This is a genomic window from Amycolatopsis sp. NPDC102522, assembly GCF_055584485.1.
In genome coordinates this window covers 16,349-32,128 of the sequence record NZ_JBVJLY010000034.1, presented here as the reverse complement: position 1 = coordinate 32,128, position 15,780 = coordinate 16,349, and the positions used below count along the sequence as shown (strand labels likewise).

18 protein-coding genes are annotated in these 15,780 nt (G+C 68.5%); 12 read left to right on the top strand and 6 right to left on the bottom strand.

Features of this window, described 5'->3' with window-relative positions:
- Positions 1 to 57: 57 nt before the first annotated feature.
- The 3 genes from ACZ6YV_RS41570 to corA form a co-directional block, all read right to left on the bottom strand.
- Positions 58 to 897, bottom strand: coding sequence for a chromosome partitioning protein ParB (locus ACZ6YV_RS41570; RefSeq protein WP_465514888.1), 840 nt, complete (start codon positions 895 to 897; stop codon positions 58 to 60).
- Complete coding sequence (locus tag ACZ6YV_RS41565; RefSeq protein ID WP_465514887.1) at positions 894 to 1,541, bottom strand: metallophosphoesterase family protein; 648 nt, start codon at positions 1,539 to 1,541, stop codon at positions 894 to 896. Before ACZ6YV_RS41565 ends, ACZ6YV_RS41570 begins: the two co-directional genes overlap by 4 nt.
- 178 nt (positions 1,542 to 1,719) lie before the next feature.
- The gene (gene corA, locus ACZ6YV_RS41560) at positions 1,720 to 2,808 is read right to left on the bottom strand and encodes a magnesium/cobalt transporter CorA (protein ID WP_378240710.1); all 1,089 of its coding nucleotides are present in this window, start codon (positions 2,806 to 2,808) and stop codon (positions 1,720 to 1,722) included.
- A gap of 249 nt (positions 2,809 to 3,057) precedes the next feature.
- Here corA and ACZ6YV_RS41555 point away from each other — a divergent pair, with 249 nt between their 5' ends.
- The gene (locus ACZ6YV_RS41555; protein WP_465514886.1) at positions 3,058 to 3,636 is read left to right on the top strand and encodes a MaoC family dehydratase; all 579 of its coding nucleotides are present in this window, start codon (positions 3,058 to 3,060) and stop codon (positions 3,634 to 3,636) included.
- 26 nt (positions 3,637 to 3,662) lie between these two features.
- Positions 3,663 to 4,766, top strand: a complete 1,104-nt coding sequence (locus tag ACZ6YV_RS41550) for a DUF2332 domain-containing protein (protein ID WP_465514885.1) — start codon at positions 3,663 to 3,665, stop codon at positions 4,764 to 4,766.
- Between the two features lie 104 nt (positions 4,767 to 4,870).
- Here the strand turns inward: ACZ6YV_RS41550 and ACZ6YV_RS41545 are convergent, their stop codons facing one another.
- Positions 4,871 to 5,299 carry an NUDIX hydrolase gene (locus tag ACZ6YV_RS41545; protein ID WP_465514884.1) on the bottom strand — a complete coding sequence of 143 codons (429 nt, stop codon included), beginning with the start codon at positions 5,297 to 5,299 and terminating at the stop codon, positions 4,871 to 4,873.
- A gap of 186 nt (positions 5,300 to 5,485) precedes the next feature.
- Here ACZ6YV_RS41545 and ACZ6YV_RS41540 point away from each other — a divergent pair, with 186 nt between their 5' ends.
- The 7 genes from ACZ6YV_RS41540 (at position 5,486) to ACZ6YV_RS41510 (ending at position 9,847) form a co-directional block, all read left to right on the top strand.
- Entirely contained in the window at positions 5,486 to 5,647 is a 162-nt protein-coding gene (locus tag ACZ6YV_RS41540; protein ID WP_005167589.1) for a hypothetical protein, read from the top strand.
- A gap of 24 nt (positions 5,648 to 5,671) precedes the next feature.
- Positions 5,672 to 6,232 carry a PH domain-containing protein gene (locus ACZ6YV_RS41535; protein ID WP_364208026.1) on the top strand — a complete coding sequence of 187 codons (561 nt, stop codon included), beginning with the start codon at positions 5,672 to 5,674 and terminating at the stop codon, positions 6,230 to 6,232.
- 51 nt (positions 6,233 to 6,283) lie between these two features.
- Positions 6,284 to 7,147 carry a PHP domain-containing protein gene (locus ACZ6YV_RS41530; protein ID WP_465514883.1) on the top strand — a complete coding sequence of 288 codons (864 nt, stop codon included), beginning with the start codon at positions 6,284 to 6,286 and terminating at the stop codon, positions 7,145 to 7,147.
- Complete coding sequence (locus tag ACZ6YV_RS41525) at positions 7,144 to 7,773, top strand: MarC family protein (RefSeq protein WP_378240715.1); 630 nt, start codon at positions 7,144 to 7,146, stop codon at positions 7,771 to 7,773. The genes ACZ6YV_RS41530 and ACZ6YV_RS41525 overlap by 4 nt, the downstream gene beginning before the upstream one ends.
- Positions 7,774 to 7,887: 114 nt before the next feature.
- On the top strand, positions 7,888 to 8,748 hold the full coding sequence (locus tag ACZ6YV_RS41520) for a RecB family exonuclease (protein WP_378240716.1): 861 nt from the start codon (positions 7,888 to 7,890) through the stop codon (positions 8,746 to 8,748).
- A gap of 34 nt (positions 8,749 to 8,782) precedes the next feature.
- Complete coding sequence (locus ACZ6YV_RS41515; protein ID WP_465514882.1) at positions 8,783 to 9,109, top strand: hypothetical protein; 327 nt, start codon at positions 8,783 to 8,785, stop codon at positions 9,107 to 9,109.
- A gap of 114 nt (positions 9,110 to 9,223) precedes the next feature.
- The gene (locus ACZ6YV_RS41510) at positions 9,224 to 9,847 is read left to right on the top strand and encodes a hypothetical protein (protein WP_465514881.1); all 624 of its coding nucleotides are present in this window, start codon (positions 9,224 to 9,226) and stop codon (positions 9,845 to 9,847) included.
- A 40-nt stretch (positions 9,848 to 9,887) separates the two neighbouring features.
- Here ACZ6YV_RS41510 and ACZ6YV_RS41505 read toward each other — a convergent pair whose 3' ends face one another.
- On the bottom strand, positions 9,888 to 11,282 hold the full coding sequence (locus tag ACZ6YV_RS41505; protein WP_465514880.1) for an Rv3212 family protein: 1,395 nt from the start codon (positions 11,280 to 11,282) through the stop codon (positions 9,888 to 9,890).
- A gap of 35 nt (positions 11,283 to 11,317) precedes the next feature.
- Positions 11,318 to 12,916, bottom strand: a complete 1,599-nt coding sequence (locus ACZ6YV_RS41500) for a DEAD/DEAH box helicase (RefSeq protein ID WP_465514879.1) — start codon at positions 12,914 to 12,916, stop codon at positions 11,318 to 11,320.
- 462 nt (positions 12,917 to 13,378) lie between these two features.
- Between ACZ6YV_RS41500 and ACZ6YV_RS41495 the strand changes: the two genes are divergently transcribed.
- The 3 genes from ACZ6YV_RS41495 to ACZ6YV_RS41485 all read left to right on the top strand — a co-directional run bounded on the left by ACZ6YV_RS41495 (position 13,379) and on the right by ACZ6YV_RS41485 (position 15,716).
- A complete protein-coding gene (locus tag ACZ6YV_RS41495; protein ID WP_378240721.1) occupies positions 13,379 to 14,032 on the top strand; it encodes a ferritin-like fold-containing protein in 654 nt (217 codons plus the stop codon).
- 58 nt (positions 14,033 to 14,090) lie between these two features.
- Positions 14,091 to 14,321: a DUF3107 domain-containing protein gene (locus tag ACZ6YV_RS41490; RefSeq protein WP_005167610.1), complete on the top strand. Its 231-nt coding sequence runs from the start codon at positions 14,091 to 14,093 to the stop codon at positions 14,319 to 14,321.
- Positions 14,322 to 14,435: 114 nt separating this feature from the next.
- Entirely contained in the window at positions 14,436 to 15,716 is a 1,281-nt protein-coding gene (locus tag ACZ6YV_RS41485; RefSeq protein ID WP_465514878.1) for a heparan-alpha-glucosaminide N-acetyltransferase domain-containing protein, read from the top strand.
- Positions 15,717 to 15,780: the final 64 nt, after the last annotated feature.

Genomic DNA, 15,780 nt, shown 5'->3' with positions numbered 1-15,780 from the left:
GGACTTTCATTGCAAAATTTGCAATGAAAGTCCCGTTCATAACACGTGAAGGGAACGTCACCGGGACTGTGAGCGCACCGCTTCGAAGACCTCGTCGTCCCACCGGTGTGTCCGGATCAACCGGTACCGTTCGCAAGCGACCCACAGGTACGCCTCGGCGTCCGTCCGCGAGCCGATCAGGTCCGCCTGCCGCAGCATCGCCACCACCGGCACGAACTCCTCGTCGAACCACCGCTGCGCCAGCGTCGCGCGGTCCGAGTAGGTCCCTTCGTCCTGCATCAGCCGGAAACCCCACGCCTCCACGTGCTCACCGAGCCGCGCGTAGTCCCACGGATCCGTGAACACCACCGAAGCCCGCGAGTGCCCGGAAAGCGGGACGCGTTCCAGGAAGAGCCGCCGGTAGTCCTTCACGATCAGGTCGCCGCGGTACCGGATCCCGCTCGGGTCCAGTTTGGTCCGCACCTCGGTGACCATCGCCTCTATTGTGGACAGTCGCATCGCGTGCGCCACCGAAACGCGGTGGTGCCCGTCGATGATGAAGTGCAGTTCGCCGACCCGGTACACCTCGATCGGCGGAATCGACTCGCCGCGCCTGGTCGCGAGCGCCAGCCTTTCCCAGCGTTCACGGACCCGGCCCGACGTCGGGCGGAAGCGGCGGTCGAAGTCGCGGCCGCGGTCGACGCTGCCGACGATCGAATCGAGCCGGATCACCCGGGACCCGATCTTCCGCTCGCCGAGATAGCCGAGCGCGTCGACCACTTCGTGGAACGGCAGCATGATGTTGACGTCGTCGGGCTCGCCGCGCAGCCAGTTCGCCAGCCGCGACAGCACCTGACGCCTGCGCGCGCGGAGGAAGTCGTGCTCCGCGTCCGCCCGGGGAAAACCGGTGTCCTTCATACGAACTCCATGATCCGGTGCCCGACCACGTTGCGTACCGTGGTCCCGCCGATCACCCGGTCCGGCACGGGTTCACCGTGCGGGTGGATGTGCCCGTGCAGCAACCATTTCGGCCGCAGCGACTCGATCGTGCGATGGAGACAGTCGAACCCGCGATGCGGCGGATCCTCGCGGTCGCCGCAGTGCCGCGGCGGCGCGTGGGTGAGCAGGACGTCGACGTCCCGCCCGTCCCGCCAGCGGCGGAACCGTGCCCGGCGCACCAGCCGACGGGCACGACGCGCCTGCTGTCGTTGCGTCCACTGGTTCGGGCCGTCGTTGTAGCGGACCGAACCGCCGAGCCCGGCGAACCGGAGCCCGCCGATGTCGACGATCCGGCCGTCCGCGTTCACCCCGCCCGCCGGACCCGGCCACACCGCGGGGAAACCGTCCTTCATGGACAGTCCGCCATAGCGCGTGTAGCCGGACAGGTCGGGATCGTGGTTGCCCGGGACGAACACGCACGGCACGTCGAGCGCGCTCGCCAGGAACTCGAGATAGGCGTACGGCAGGTCGCCGGCACCGATCACGAGGTCGGCCGGGCGATGGTGGACGGCGGACGTCCACAATCGCTCTTCGACCTCGTCCGCGACGACCAGCGCCTTCATGCGCTCCAGCGTAATGCCGGAAGCGCTACTTGGGGCCGTGCGCGAACGCGGGGTCCTTCGCGATGATCACGATCACGATGCCCAGCCAGACGACGCAGAAGGCCAGTGCCCAGAACTTGAGGTTGGTCAGGATCCTTGGCATGAGGGAACTCCAGTACTACCGAAAAGGGAAGAACGGTCAGAGCCAGCGGTTCTTCCGGAATATTCGGTAGAGCAGGATGCAGACGCCGAAGATGATCGTCATCGCCAGCGGATAACCGAAGCGCCAATGCAGCTCCGGCATGTAGTCGAAGTTCATCCCGTAGATACCGGCCAGCGCCGTCGGGACCGCGATGATCGCCGCCCACGCGGTGATCTTGCGCATGTCGGTGTTCTGCTGGAGCGTGATCTTCGCCAGCGTCGCGTCCACCAGGGTGGTGAGCAGTTCGTCGAAGTTCACGACCCGCTCCGACACGGTCGTCAAGTGGTCGGAGACGTCGCGGAAATAGGACCGGACCTCGTCCGGGATCAGCCGCGTGTAGCCCTCGGCCAGCCGCTGCAACGGCGTCGCCAGCGGCATCACCGAACGCCGCAGCTCCAGCACCTCGCGCTTCATGAAGTAGATCTGCTCGGCGCTGACCTTGGATCGCGGCGCGAAGACCTGGGTCTCCATCTCGTCGATGTCCGACTCGATCCGGGTGGTCACGTCCAGGTAGTGGTCGACCACGTGGTCCGCGATCGCGTGCAGCACCGCGGACGGCCCGAGGTCGAGCCGCTCCGGGTCCTGGTCGAGTTCGCGGCGCAGCCTGGCCAGCCCCGAGTGGTTCCCGTGCCGCACGGTGATCACGAAGTCACGGCCGAGGAACGCCATCAGCTCGCCGGTCTCGACGATCTCGTTCGCCGTCGTCGGCGACTCGTGCTCGACGTAGCGGACCGTCTTCAGCACCATGAACAGCGTGTCGTCGTAGCGCTCCAGCTTGGGCCGCTGGTGCGCTTCGAGCGCGTCCTCGACGGCCAGTTCGTGCAGGCCGAAGGTCTCCGCGATGCCCTGGATCTGAACGGCGTCAGGCTCGTGCAGGCCGATCCAGACGAACCCGGCGTGCCGCTTGCGCACCTCTTTGATCGCCTCGGCGTGCGACCAGCGGCCGGGCAGGCGCTTGCCCTCCACGTACACCGCGCAGTCGACGACGTACGCCGAAAGGGGGACGGGCAGCGGGCGTTCGGGGACGCTCTTGGCGCGGCCGTTGCTCCGGCCGCGAAGGCCGCCGAGCGAGGGAATGGCAGGCATGGGATCTCCTGGGCAGACGTCGTGCGTTGGTGCGCGAAGACGACGGGCCAAGCGGTCGGGGGGCCGCTCGGCTAGGCCAGCGTTCCCGGTTCGTCAGCCCTGCCAGGTGGGGATCCGGCGAGATGTGAAGGCGGAAACGCTGCGACTACTAGGAAGCGGACTATCGCCACTGGACATCGGGTTCCTCACCTCCTTCGGCTCGGCGGACGGTTACGCAGTGGTGTGGGTCGCGTTGACGACCCGACACCAATGGTCGAGGGTACTCCTCAACACGAAAGCCTGTCGTCCCAGGCTCACGCCGCGTTACTCGTGCAGGAGGAATGGGTGCAGTTCGGTCGCTATTACGAAGAGTTCGAGGTCGGTGCGGTCTACAAGCACTGGCCGGGCAAAACGGTCACCGAGTACGACGATCATCTGTTCTGCCTCATCACCATGAACCACCATCCGCTGCACCTCGACTCGCATTACGCCGAGGAGACCACCGACTTCGGGAAGAACGTCGTGGTCGGCAACTACATCTACTCGCTGCTGCTGGGGATGTCGGTGCCGGACGTGTCCGGCAAGGCGATCGCGAATCTCGAGGTCGAATCGCTGAAACACGTGAAGCCGACGTTCCACGGTGACACCATTTACGGCGAGACCGAGGTGCTGGACAAGACGCCGTCGAAGTCGAAGGAAGATCGCGGCGTCGTCTATGTCGAGACCCGCGGGTACAAGCAGGACGGCACGATCGTGTGTGTGTTCCGTCGCAAGGTGATGGTGCCGAAGCGGTCCTACGGTGACGCCAGGGGCGGCGAGCAGCCCGGTCGTCCCGTGCCGCACGAATAACGGCTGTCAGGAGAGGGAGCGCTTCGATGCCCATCGGGCTGGATGAGATCAAAAGCCGCCTGCGGAAGTTCGCGACGGTCGAGGCAGCCGGTGTTTCGCCGCTGTACGAGCACTTGGCGGCGAAGGCGTCCGAGGACGACGACGTCGCCGGGCTGCTGACCGACGCTCGCGGCGGTGAAGCGCGCGGAACGCTGCTGATGGCGACCGCGCACCGGCTCATCCAGGCCGACCCGATCCACCCGCTCTCGCGGTACTACCCGTCCGTCGGCGGCTTCGACGGCGTGGACTCGGAGACGTGGCCGCTGTTCCGTTCGTTCCTGCTGGAGCGGGCGGACAGGGCGCGGGCGATCATCGCCTCGCGGTACACGCAGACCAACGAGGTCCGCCGCGCCGCGCTGCTCTACCCCGCGGTGACGGCGGCGGCCAAGGAGGCGGGCGGCAAGATCGCGCTGCTCGAGGTCGGCTGCAGCGCCGGGCTGCTCCTCGGCCTGGACAAGTACGCCTACCGCTACCAGTGCGACGGCGGTGAGCAGCTCACCGCCGGGCCCGCGAAGACCGCCGTCGGCCTGCACTGCGCGCTGGACCTCGCGCTCGGCGCCGTCACGCCGAAGGTGCCGAAGAAGCTGACGATCACCGCCCGCGCCGGCCTCGACCGTGCCCCGGTGGACCTCGCCGACGAAGACGAACTGGCCTGGCTCGAAGCCTGCGTCTGGGCTGATCAGCCGGACCGGATCCGGCTCCTGCGCACGGCCGCGGCCGCGCAGGCCAAGCAGCGGCCGGACCTGATCACCGGCGACGCCGTCGACGACCTCGCCTCGGCTGCCGCCACGCTGCCCGCAGACGTCCCCCTCGTCGTGCTGACCAGCCACGTGCTGGCGTACCTGGGGGAGCGGCGGGCGGGCTTCCTCGAAGCGCTGCGGAAACTCGCCGCGGACAGGCCGCTGTGGTGGGTCAGCGAGGAGTTCTACGCCGCCGCGCTGGAGCCTCTGGTGCCCGGCAGGACCGATCTGGCCGAACCCGCGGACCAGGCCGTGCTCGGGCTGGTCCGCTGGGACGACGGCGTCCCGGACGTGCGCGCCTTGGCCAGGACGGCCCCGCACGGGCAGCGGATGACCTGGCTCCCGGTTTAGCCATTCCGCGCGGAGAACATGTCGGGAAAGCATCGATGAGGATAATTTTCACCTCATGCGCTGCTTTATCCCGGCGGCTTTCGCCAAATCGGACACGGCGGTTGTCAAGCGGGTGAGGCATTCGCGGCGGGCAGCACTCCCCAGTCGCGGAGAGTGACGAACAGGAGTTCGGCCAGCCGGCCGTCTTTGTCGAGTTCGATCAAGGTTTCGGCGTCGATCCACCGGGCGTCCGCGGCGTCGTCCCCGGCACGGAGAGTGCCGCCGGTGACCGAGCAGGCGTAGTCGTGGATGTCGTACGGGCCGCGGCGGGCGTTGCCGACGTATGTGCCCGGCATCACGTCCAGACCGGTCTCTTCGCGCATCTCGCGAATGACGGCCGCTTCGTCCGTTTCGCCTGGTTCCACCCGTCCGCCGGGGACCGACCACAGTCCACGACCGGGTTCATTCGCGCGCTGAATCAGCAGAATCCGCCCGAGTTCGTCGTGGACGATGCCGCCGACACAGCGGACGGTGCTGTCCGAAACGGTGTTCATTCCCGAATGGTAGACGCGGGCTTCCTGACAACGGCTGTCCTGTACACGGAGAGTAGCCATACGGTACACTTCTCCTCGCCGGCTGACCCAAGCGCGGGACTTCCCTCCCGCGCCGGTGGAAGGTGCGGTACAAAATGAATAGCAAGTATCCGCAGTCAGTCACCGTAAGAGACAGGATTGATCGCCGTGAACGCGAAAAAGCTACTCACTTTCGCAGGAATCGCGTTGGTGCTGTTCTTCGTGATCGCGCAGCCGGGTCAGGCCGCGGGCCTCGTGGGAAACATCATCGGCTTCCTGCGTGACTCGGCCGAATCGGTGATCACCTTCGTCAGCAACGTCTTCAGCTAGCGGGGGAGCGGATACTCTATAGGTATGTTCGCCCCACGCGATCCAGACGAGTACCTACTCGACACCGAGCGGCGGGTCATCAGGATTCGCCGTCATTGGGCGGTGCTGCTGTGGGACACCTTCGAGGCGGTGGCCTTGCTGGCCATCTGCGTCCTGGTGTCCTATCTGCTGCCGGCCGCCGCGTGGGTGATCCAGAACATCCTCTGGTACGCCGCGTTGCTCGTCATCCTGCGCTTCGCGTATGTGGTGATGGAGTGGTGGGTCGAGCGGCTGGTCGTCACGGACAAGCGCTTCGTGATGACCACCGGCGTCTACACCACCAAGGTGCTGATGATGCCGATCACCAAGGTCACCGACCTCACCTACGAGCGTTCGGCGACCGGCCGGATCTTCGGCTACGGGACGATGGTGGTCGAGTCGGCCGGTCAGATCCAGGCGCTGAACCGCATCGACTATCTGCCGAAGCCGGAAGAGTTCTACGACACGATCTCCGAGCTCGTCTTCGGCGACAAGCAGAAGCAGGCCGAGCGCTTTTCGATGATCAAGGCGCAGCGCGCGGCGCGCGGCAAGAAGAAGGTCGGTTAGCGCAGGTCCCGGGGTCGCTGTGACCTGGCGCATCGTCGATACTGATTCGCGATGCGCATCGACCTGCACGCCCACTCCACCGCCTCCGACGGTACCGACAGCCCTGCCGGGCTGATCGCAGCCGCCGCGAAGGCGGGCCTCGACGTAGTCGCGATCACCGATCACGACACCACGGCCGGCTGGGCCCCGGCCGCCGAGGCACTCCCGCCCGGGCTTTCCCTGGTGCCCGGTGCCGAGCTGTCCACCATCTCCGTCGATCCGGTGACCGGGCGGCACGTCAGTGTCCACCTGCTCGCGTACCTCTTCGACCCGGCTTCGCCGGCGGTCGTCGCCGAGCAGACCCGGCTGCGGTCGGAGCGACGCTGGCGGCTGCGGGTGATGGCCGAGCGGATGGCCGCAGACGGCCTGCCTGTCGATCCAGACGAGATCATGTCGCTGTTGCCCGCGGACGGTTCGGCCGGTCGGCCGCATCTCGCGCAAGCCTTGGTGCGGGCCGGTGTCGTCTCGTCGGTGAACGAGGCCTTCGGGAGCTATCTCGGCAACGGCAGCGGGTATTTCGTGGCGCGGCAGGACACGCTCGTCGAGGACGCGATCGACATGATCGCGGAAGCGGGCGGGGTCACCGTGATCGCGCATCCCTTCGCCTACACGCGGGGCGCGACCATCACCGTCGACGTGCTCGCCGGGCTGGCCGGGCACGGGCTCACCGGTGTCGAGGTCGACCACCCGAACCACGACGAGGAGACCCGCGTCCAGCTGCACGGGCTGGCGGGGGAGCTGGGGCTCGTGCGTACCGGGTCCAGCGACTACCACGGCACGAACAAGACCATCGATCTCGGCGACGAGACCACCGACCCGCTCGCGCTCGAAGAACTCGTCGCGCGGTCGACCGGGTACCGGGTCGTGACCCGGTGACGATCACGGACTTCTTCGACGCGCGCCTGTTCATGAGCGCGACGATCACGCTGATCGTCATCATGGACCCGCCCGGCACGGTGCCGGTGTTCTTGAGCCTGACCGGCCGCAAACCGGTGGCGTTCCGCGCCAAGGCCGCGCGGCAGGCGGTGCTGGTCTCCCTGCTGGTGATCTCGCTGTTCGCCGTCGCGGGACAAGCGATCCTGTCGTACCTCGGCATCGGGATCCCGGCGCTGCAGGGCGCCGGTGGGCTGTTGCTGCTGCTCATCGCGCTGCAGTTGCTGACCGGGAAGACCGGCGGCGAGTCCGAGGCGGCGGGCGACGACGTCAACGTCGCGCTCGTGCCGCTCGGGACGCCGCTGCTCGCCGGTCCGGGCGCGATCGCCGCGACCATCGTCTTCGTGCGGCAGGCAGACGGGCATCCCGGCGCGTACGTGGCTCTCGCGCTTTCGATCGTGACGGTGCACTTCGTGCTGTACCTGTGCATGCGGTACTCGGGCGTGGTCATCCGGCTGATCAAGGAAAGCGGGATCACGCTGCTGGCGAAGATCGCCGGTCTGCTGCTGGCCGCCATCGCGGTCGAGCTAGTGGCGAACTCGGTGAAGGGCTTCATCGCGGGCACCTGACCCCTTCAGCCTTCGCTGGTCCCGGGCGATAGCAAAGGTCCCTTGCTCTCTTCGGCGGGGATGCCCTCGAAAAGTGTCGGTGGGGGTGCGTAGCGTTGCGGGCGGGGTGATCCGATGGAGCAGATTGGTTTCGACTTCGGCGTCGAAGCGCCGCGCAAGCTGACGAAGGTCTCGCCCGCGCGCCTCGCGACCTTCGAAGATTGCCCGCGCCGCTACCGCATGTCGTATCTCGACCGCCCGTCCCCGACACGCACCGGGGCCTGGGCGCACAGCACACTCGGCGCGGTGGTGCACAACGCTTTGCGGGCGTTGTTCGACCTGCCGGTGATCAAGCGCGTTCCGCAGCGGGCGATGGCGCTCGTCGCCGAGCACTGGAAGGACGCCGGGTTCGAAGACTCCGACCAGGCCGCCCGGTATCGCGCCCGCGCCAAGGGATGGGTCGCGGAGTACGTCGAGGACAACGACGTCAGTGTCGACCCGGTCGGGCTGGAGCGCTGGGTTTCGGCGCCCGTCACGCTCGAACCGGGCAGTGGGCCCAGCCTCATCATCGAGGGCCGCGCCGACCGCATCGACCAGCGCGGCCGGGAACTGGTGATCATCGACTACAAGACCGGCCGTCGCGCGCCGGACGAATACGAGGCGCGCTCGTCGCAGGCCTTGGCGCTGTACGCGGTCGCGGCCGCCAGGACGCTGCGGACGCCGTGCTACCAGGTCGAGCTGCACCACGTGCCCACCGGCACCATCGCGGCCGCCGAGCACACCGAGCAGAGCCTCAAACGGCATCTCCAGCGCGCCGACGAGACCGCCGGGGACCTGCGGCTGGCAACGGATACGCTGAAGGCCGGCGGCGACGAGGACGTGCTGTTCCCCGCGCGCCCGAGCCGCCGGTGCTCTTGGTGCGACTTCCGGCCCAGTTGCGCGGCCGGTCAAGAGGCCGGTCCCGCGGCCCAGCCGTGGGAGTTGCTGGCGCCCTAGCTTCCCGAGACCCGACGATTGGACAGGCGAGGACGTGTCGTCACCGGACACCGAAGAGCTCGCGACCACGCCGCCGACCGAGACGCTCGAAGGCGGCCGGTTCTGGCGCGGGCTGACCGGTTCGCTCGCGGCCGGGATGGTCGTGCTCGCGGTGCTCGTCCTCGCGATCGCCGGGATCTGCCTGTTCTCCGGCGCGCCGGGGCCGGGGCCGCTGATGCTGATCGGACATCCTGTCGCGGCGGTGGTCGCTTCGCTGGCCCAACGGGTCGTCGATGCGCGTAATGGCCGCCCCGCGGGCTTCGCCGGCCTCGCCGTCGTGGTGAGCGTGACGGCCGCGTTGAGCCTGTTCTGGTGGAGCTGACGGCAGGAAACTGCCACCGGACCGGAAAAGTGGCCTGACACGACGAAACTTTGAACTCACTGGGCGCGTCGTAGACGAACACGCCGCCGCACAGCGAGGACGAAGGGCACCGTTATGACCTACCCACCCCAGCCAGGACAGCCCCAGTACGGCCATGACGGGCAGCAGTACCCAGAACAGCAGCAGTACCCAGGGCAGCAGTACCAGCAGGGCGGGTACGCCCAGAGCGGCGCGTATCCGCAGCAGCAGTATCCCGGTCAGAACCAGCAGTACGGACAGGGCTTCGGCGGGCCGCCCGCGCCCCCGAAGAACGGCAAGACCGGTCTGATCGTGGGCATCGCCGCCGCTGCCGTGGTGGTGGTCACGCTGGGTATCACCGGCTTCGTCGCTCCCGGGTTCTTCCTCGGCGACGACAAGGCCGACAAGGCGGCAAGCCCGGAGGCGACCGCGCAGGCGGTCGTCGACGGCATCAACGCCCACGACAGGCCCGCGTTGACCGCGCTCAAGTGCGTGAATGCGGAAAAGGACGTCGATCAGTCCATCGAACGAGTCGACGACGTCTCAAGCGCCACGCTCGGCGGGGTCACGAAGGTCTCCGAAACCGAGTACACCGTGGACGTCACGGTGAGCGTCGAAGGCCGAACCCGCACCGGTACCGGCACGCTCGCCCGCGAGGGCGAGAAATGGTGCTGGAAGGAAATCGGCCGGCTTCGGACCAAGACCTCGACCACGCGATGACGGCAGGCGGGAGCAAGGGACCTTTGCTATCGCCCGCCGGTCACTTGAGGGCGACCAGCGTGGGGCCGCGCTGCTCCAGCAGCACCGGCCCGACCGAAGAGAGCTGCACCGGGCCGTTGTAGCCGCGACGATCGACGCCGACGGTGCGGACCGTGGTTCCGGTCAGCTCGTCGAGTACGGCGAGGCCGCCCTGGATCGGCACGACCAGCTGGTCCCCGAAGGTCACGCCGGGACCGACGGCGCTGTTCAGTGTCCAGCGCGGCGTGAGGTCGTCCCGCGAGAACGCCATGGTCTTCGAGCCGGTGAACCAGTAGACGCCCTGCGCGGTCCACGCGGTCGTCATGATGCCGCCCACCGGATCCTGTGCGAGGTCCGAAGCGGGCACGTCGAGCGGGTACGCCGACTTCTGCTGGCCGTCGCCACCGTAGATGACCAGCAGTTTCTGTTCGGGGAGCACGATCAGCGCGAGATCGCCGGACATCGCGACGACTTTCGCGTTCTTGCCGGCGAGCACGGTGCTGTAGTCGACCTTGGGGTCGTCGGCTTCGTCGTTGGTCGCGCGGTAGACGGTGAGGCGGTCGGCAGGGTCGCCGGGGCAGCGTTCGATCACGCCGATCTTGCCCGCCGCGGCGGCCACCGTGCCGTAGGTGCAGCCCGTCCTCGGCTGCTTGTTCGCGTTCACGATGGCGGGGACCTGGCCGTACTCCATGCTCTTGACCAGGTCGTCGCGCCAGGTGTTGAGCAGTTTCTTGCCGGTCGTGGTGATGTGCGAGCCGTCGACGACCAGCCGGGTGCCGAGTTCCGCGTCGCCGTTGCGCTGCGCGGTGCGGCGCCCCGTCCCCGTGTCGAGCTGGGTGACCTCGCTGCAGCCGGTGTCCTTGCGGTACACCGCGTCCACCTTGATCCCGGCGAGCGCGACGGTGCACAGCTCGAGATCCCGGGAGTAGCGCCAGCGGACGTCGCCGGTGTACGGGTCCCGGCCGAGTACCTCGCCCTTGTCGGCGGTGACGACGCTGTTGGCCTCGCCGATCGGGACGGGCGTCGACGAACTCGGCGCCTGCCAAAGTTCGCTCAGTGAGCCGGGGACTTCCGACGGCGCGGGCGGGAGCCCGGGCGGCAGGGTGGCGGCGACCTGCGCGACAGTCGCCGCGTTGTCGCTGGTCACGCCGACGACCACGCCGGTGACCGCGACGGCCACCACGATCGCCGCGGCGAACACGCGATCCCGCTTGCGGTTCCACGGCGAGCGCCGGGCGCGTTTCCCGGCCAGTGGCGGCTCGGAGGCCTCCACCAGCGCGGGGTCGGCGTCCAGTACGTCTTCAGTGCCGATCGCGGCCGTGGCGCCCGGCTCTTCGCCTGTCGACGTCTGTTCGGGATCGGAGGGCACGGGCCGCGCCGGATCATCGTCCGGCGCGGCGTCCCAGCGTTCGCTCACGTGCCCCTAGCTCCCCACGTCCGCGGTCTGAAAGCTCAGTCTGCCGACGCAGGTGTATCAGAAGTCGCCGAGGGACGGCGACGGCGGCGTCGGCGAGCAGGACGCTCGGCGCTGTCGCCTGCCTCCTTCTCGACGGCCGGACCGCTGACCTCAGGGCTCGGCTTCGCGGCGCCACGGCTGCGACGACGGGACCTCGTCCGGCCCTCCGACGAGCCTTCGCCCTCGGTGCCTTCCGCGGAAGCCGCGGCGGCGTCCGCCGCCTCGATCTTGGCGGCCGAGTCGGCACCGCCGCGGGTCCGCTTGCGCGGCGCGCGGTTGCGCTTGCGGGGAGCCTCTTCGTCCTTCGGGCCCTGGCTCTGACCCTGGCCGCGGCCACGGCGCTTGCCGCCCAGGTCCTCTTCGACCTCGGCCGAGAGGCCGGCGCGGGTCCGCTTCGACAGCGGGAGACGGCCGGTGGTGCCCTCGGGGATGCCCAGGTCGCTGAACAGGTGCTTGGACGACGAGTACGTCTCGGCGGGCTCGGGCATGTCGAGCCCGAGGGTGTCGGAGATCATCTTCCAGCGCGGCTCCTCGTCCCAGTCGACGAGGGTGATCGCGACACCGGTGCGCCCGGCGCGGCCGGTGCGGCCGATCCGGTGGACGTAGGTCTTCTCGTCCTCCGGCGTCTGGTAGTTGATCACGTGCGTGACGTCGTCGATGTCGATACCGCGGGCGGCGACATCGGTGGCGACCAGCACGTCGACCTTGCCGGAGCGGAACGCGCGCAGCGCCTGCTCGCGGGCGCCCTGGCCCAGGTCACCGTGCACGGCGGCGGCCGCGAAGCCGCGCTCGACGAGCTCGTCGGCGACCTTCTGCGCGGTGCGCTTGGTGCGGGTGAAGATCATCGTCAGGCCGCGGCCCTCGGCCTGCAGCGCGCGGGCGATCAGCTCGGGCTTGTCCATCGAGTGCGCCCGGTAGACGAACTGGGTGGTGCGCTCGTGGATCGCGCCGGCGTCGTTCTCCTCGGCGCGGATGTGCGTCGGCTGGGTCAGGAACGTGCGGGCCAGGGTGATGATCGGGCCCGGCATGGTCGCCGAGAACAGCATCGTCTGGCGCTTGTCCGGGACCATCCGCAGGATGCGCTCGATGTCCGGCAGGAAGCCGAGGTCGAGCATCTCGTCGGCCTCGTCCAGCACCAGACCGCGGACCTTGCCCAGCACCAGGTGCTTCTGCTCGGCCAGGTCCAGCAGACGGCCGGGGGTGCCGATCACGACGTCGACGCCGCTGCGCAGCGCCGCGATCTGCGGCTCGTACGGACGGCCGCCGTAGATGGCCAGCGTGCGGATGCCGAGGTGCTTGCCGGCGCCCTTCAGGTCGTTCGCGACCTGGATGCACAGCTCGCGGGTCGGCACGACGACCAGCACCTGCGGGGTGCCGTCGCCGGGGACCTCGACGCGGTGCAGCAGCGGGACGCCGAAGCCCAGCGTCTTGCCCATGCCCGTGCGGGCCTGTCCGATCAGGTCGTCGCCGGCCATGGCCAGCGGCAGCGTCAGCGCCTGGATGGCGAAGGTGCGCTCGATCCCGGCCTCGCCGAGTGCCTTCACGATCTCCGGCTTGACGCCGAAGGAAGCGAAGGTGGGGGATTCGGGTTCCACCGGTGCGCCCGCCTGCAGCGGGTGCGACGTGTCGAGTGCGGCCGGGCCGGTCTCGCTGTGCTCCAGCGCGACGGCCTCCGGGACGCTCGTGGTGGTGTTCTCTTCGGTGGTGATTTCGTTCGTTGTCAGGGTGCTCGCCTCTCTCGTGACCAGCGCGCACTGCCCTGGTCACCGATCGACACTCGACCACGAAAATTCGCTCGGCTCCGCGCTACTGGCGCTGAAGCGGCCCTTCGTGGGAATGCCGCAGGATGGCGTGCACGCACATCATTCTTGTGCTGACCGGGGCCACACCGGCTGTCCTTCAGCCGCAGCGGCGTCCCGATCCGGGACGGAAGATCCGTCGTATCCGGCCGTCAGTGTACCTGGTCTGCGGTTTTAGGAAAGTCCCCGCCGCGCCGGTGAGGGTGGGATCGGTCTCTTCCCCTCCGGGTGGGTGTGTTCGGCGATACTCTTTCCGCCGTGACGGAGGCAAAGCAGATCAGTGAAGGCGTAGTCGATTTGCTCGGCGTACTCGCCTATGGGGAATTGTCCGCATTCGATCGCATGGCCGAGGACGCGCGCACCGCGCCGACGCTGTCCGGCCGGGCCGCGCTGGCGTCCATGGCGGCCGCCGAGATCGGGCACTACGACCTGCTCACCAAGCATCTGGCGGGGCACGGCGTCGCGATCGAAGACGCGATGCGGCCCTTCGTCGGGCACATCGACGCGTGGCACGCCTCCACGGCGCCGCGCTCCTGGCTCGAGTCCCTGGTGAAGGCCTACGTCGGCGACGGGCTCGCCGCGGACCTCTACCGCGAGATGGCCAGCTGGCTCGACCCCGAGACCAAGGATCTGGTGCTCACCGTGCTCGCCGACACGGGGCATTCGGCCTTCGCCGAGCGCGAGGTCGCGGCCGGGATCCTGGCCGACCCGAAGGCGCGCGACAAGCTCGCGCTGTGGGGCCGCCGCCTGCTGGGCGAGGCGCTGACGCAGGCCCAGTACGTCGTCGCCGAGCGGGACGGGCTCGCCGAACTGATCGTCGAAGGCTCGGGCGACCTTTCGGGAATCGCCGCGCTGTTCCGCCGGTTGCAGCAGGGGCACACCAAGCGCATGCAGGTGCTGGGGCTCGGCTGAGCCCTTCGGCTAGCCTTGGCGAACCAGTGAATTTCGAACTTTCAAGCGGAGGTCCCACGTGGAGGTCAAGATCGGCATCAAGGACACGCCGCGAGAGCTCGTGGTGTCCAGCAGCCAGTCGCCCGACGAGGTCGAGGAACTGGTCGCGAACGCCTTGAGGGCCGGCGACGGGATCTTCCGCCTCGACGACGAAAAGGGCCGCAAGTACATCGTGCCCACCGACCGGATCGCCTACGTGGAGATCGCGCCGTCGGACGTCCGCAAGGTCGGTTTCGCCGTCGGAGGCTGACCCGATCGGGTCATAGTCACATGTCACAGTGGCGTCACCGCTGCGTCTCAGCTCGCTCTCAGATTTGATCGTCACGCTAAGGCGGGGACGGCAGGGGGCTAGCCGAGAAATGAGGTGGACGGCGTCACTGTGATGGACCGCGCGCTGGTCGACAGCGCGCGAACTGTTCCCGGACAAGGCAAACGGGCCGCGGGGCGGCTGACCGGTATCGACGTCGCCCGCGGCCTGGCCGTACTCGGCATGTACGCGGTGCATGTCGGCCCCGAACCCGCCAAAGGCGGCATCGGGGTGCTGTTCAAACCTTTCGAAGGCCACTCCGCGGCGCTGTTCGCGGTGCTGGCCGGGGTCTCGGTCGCGCTGATGTCCGGCGGTCGCCGCCCGAAGCTGGGCCGCGACCGGACGCGCGTCGCGCTCAAGCTGGCGACCCGCGCACCGCTCCTGGTGGCGCTGGGGCTGTGGCTGACCAGCCTCGAAACCGGCTACATGGTGATCCTGGCCTACTACGGGGCCTGTTTCCTCTTCGCGATCCCGTGGCTTCGCGCGGGCGCCAAGACGCTGGCGATCGCGGCGGTCGCCGTCGCCGTGGCCGGCCCGGTGCTCTCGCATCTGATCAGGGTGCAGCTGCTGCCCCGCGATCTCCTCTTCTTCGCGCCGGACCTGACCGCGGACGACGTCACGTCGACGGGGCTGCTGAAGGCCGCGACCGTTCTCGTCCTGACCGGGACCTTCCCCGCGCTGACGCTGATGGCGTACGTGTTCGCCGGGATGTCGCTCGGGCGGATGGACCTGACCTCGCGCAGTGTGTGCCGTCGGCTGTTCTTCGGCGGGTCGGCGCTCGCGGTGGGCGGGTACCTCGTGTCCTGGATCGCGACCGGGCCGCTCGGCGGCATGCAGGCCGTCTACCGCTCGCTGGAACCCGCGGCCGCGCAGATGGGGATGACGCCGCAGGAATTCTTCCGGCTGCACCAGACCTGGATCCACGGCACGCCGCCGACCACCAGCTGGGCCTGGGAACTGCTGCCGACGGGTACTTCGTACACGCCGTTCGACCTGCTGATCTCGATCGGGATCGCAGCGGCGGTGATCGGCGGCTGCCAGCTGCTGATGCCGAGGTTCGAGCGCGTGCTGCGGCCGCTTTCGGACCTGGGCGGTCGGGTGCTGAGCGCGTACGTGCTGCATTTCGTGGCGATCGCGCTGCTGTGGGACGAGAGCGACGGCGACTCGATCTTCAGCGTGGTGCACTTCGTGGAGTTTTCGGTGGTCGCGCTGACCGCCGCGGTGCTGTGGCGGAAGTTCGTCGGGCGCGGGCCGCTGGAATGGGCGATGAACAAGCTGTCGAGCTGGCCGAAGCACCTGTTCACCGATGCCCGGGTGCCGGCTCAACGGCGTGGCTGAAGTACGTGAAGGCCCCCTTCATTGCGCCTAGCGCAATGAAGGGGGCCTTCACGTACTTGGAACG

Coding starts and splice junctions, on each gene's coding strand:
- ACZ6YV_RS41570 (WP_465514888.1), bottom strand. CDS start 897: ATGAAGGACACCGGTTTTCCCCGGGCGGACGCGGAGCACGACTTCCTC.
- ACZ6YV_RS41545 (WP_465514884.1), bottom strand. CDS start 5,299: ATGAACACCGTTTCGGACAGCACCGTCCGCTGTGTCGGCGGCATCGTC.
- ACZ6YV_RS41565 (WP_465514887.1), bottom strand. CDS start 1,541: ATGAAGGCGCTGGTCGTCGCGGACGAGGTCGAAGAGCGATTGTGGACG.
- ACZ6YV_RS41530 (WP_465514883.1), top strand. CDS start 6,284: ATGCGCATCGACCTGCACGCCCACTCCACCGCCTCCGACGGTACCGAC.
- ACZ6YV_RS41550 (WP_465514885.1), top strand. CDS start 3,663: ATGCCCATCGGGCTGGATGAGATCAAAAGCCGCCTGCGGAAGTTCGCG.
- ACZ6YV_RS41520 (WP_378240716.1), top strand. CDS start 7,888: ATGGAGCAGATTGGTTTCGACTTCGGCGTCGAAGCGCCGCGCAAGCTG.
- ACZ6YV_RS41535 (WP_364208026.1), top strand. CDS start 5,672: ATGTTCGCCCCACGCGATCCAGACGAGTACCTACTCGACACCGAGCGG.
- ACZ6YV_RS41555 (WP_465514886.1), top strand. CDS start 3,058: ATGGTCGAGGGTACTCCTCAACACGAAAGCCTGTCGTCCCAGGCTCAC.
- ACZ6YV_RS41510 (WP_465514881.1), top strand. CDS start 9,224: ATGACCTACCCACCCCAGCCAGGACAGCCCCAGTACGGCCATGACGGG.
- corA (WP_378240710.1), bottom strand. CDS start 2,808: ATGCCTGCCATTCCCTCGCTCGGCGGCCTTCGCGGCCGGAGCAACGGC.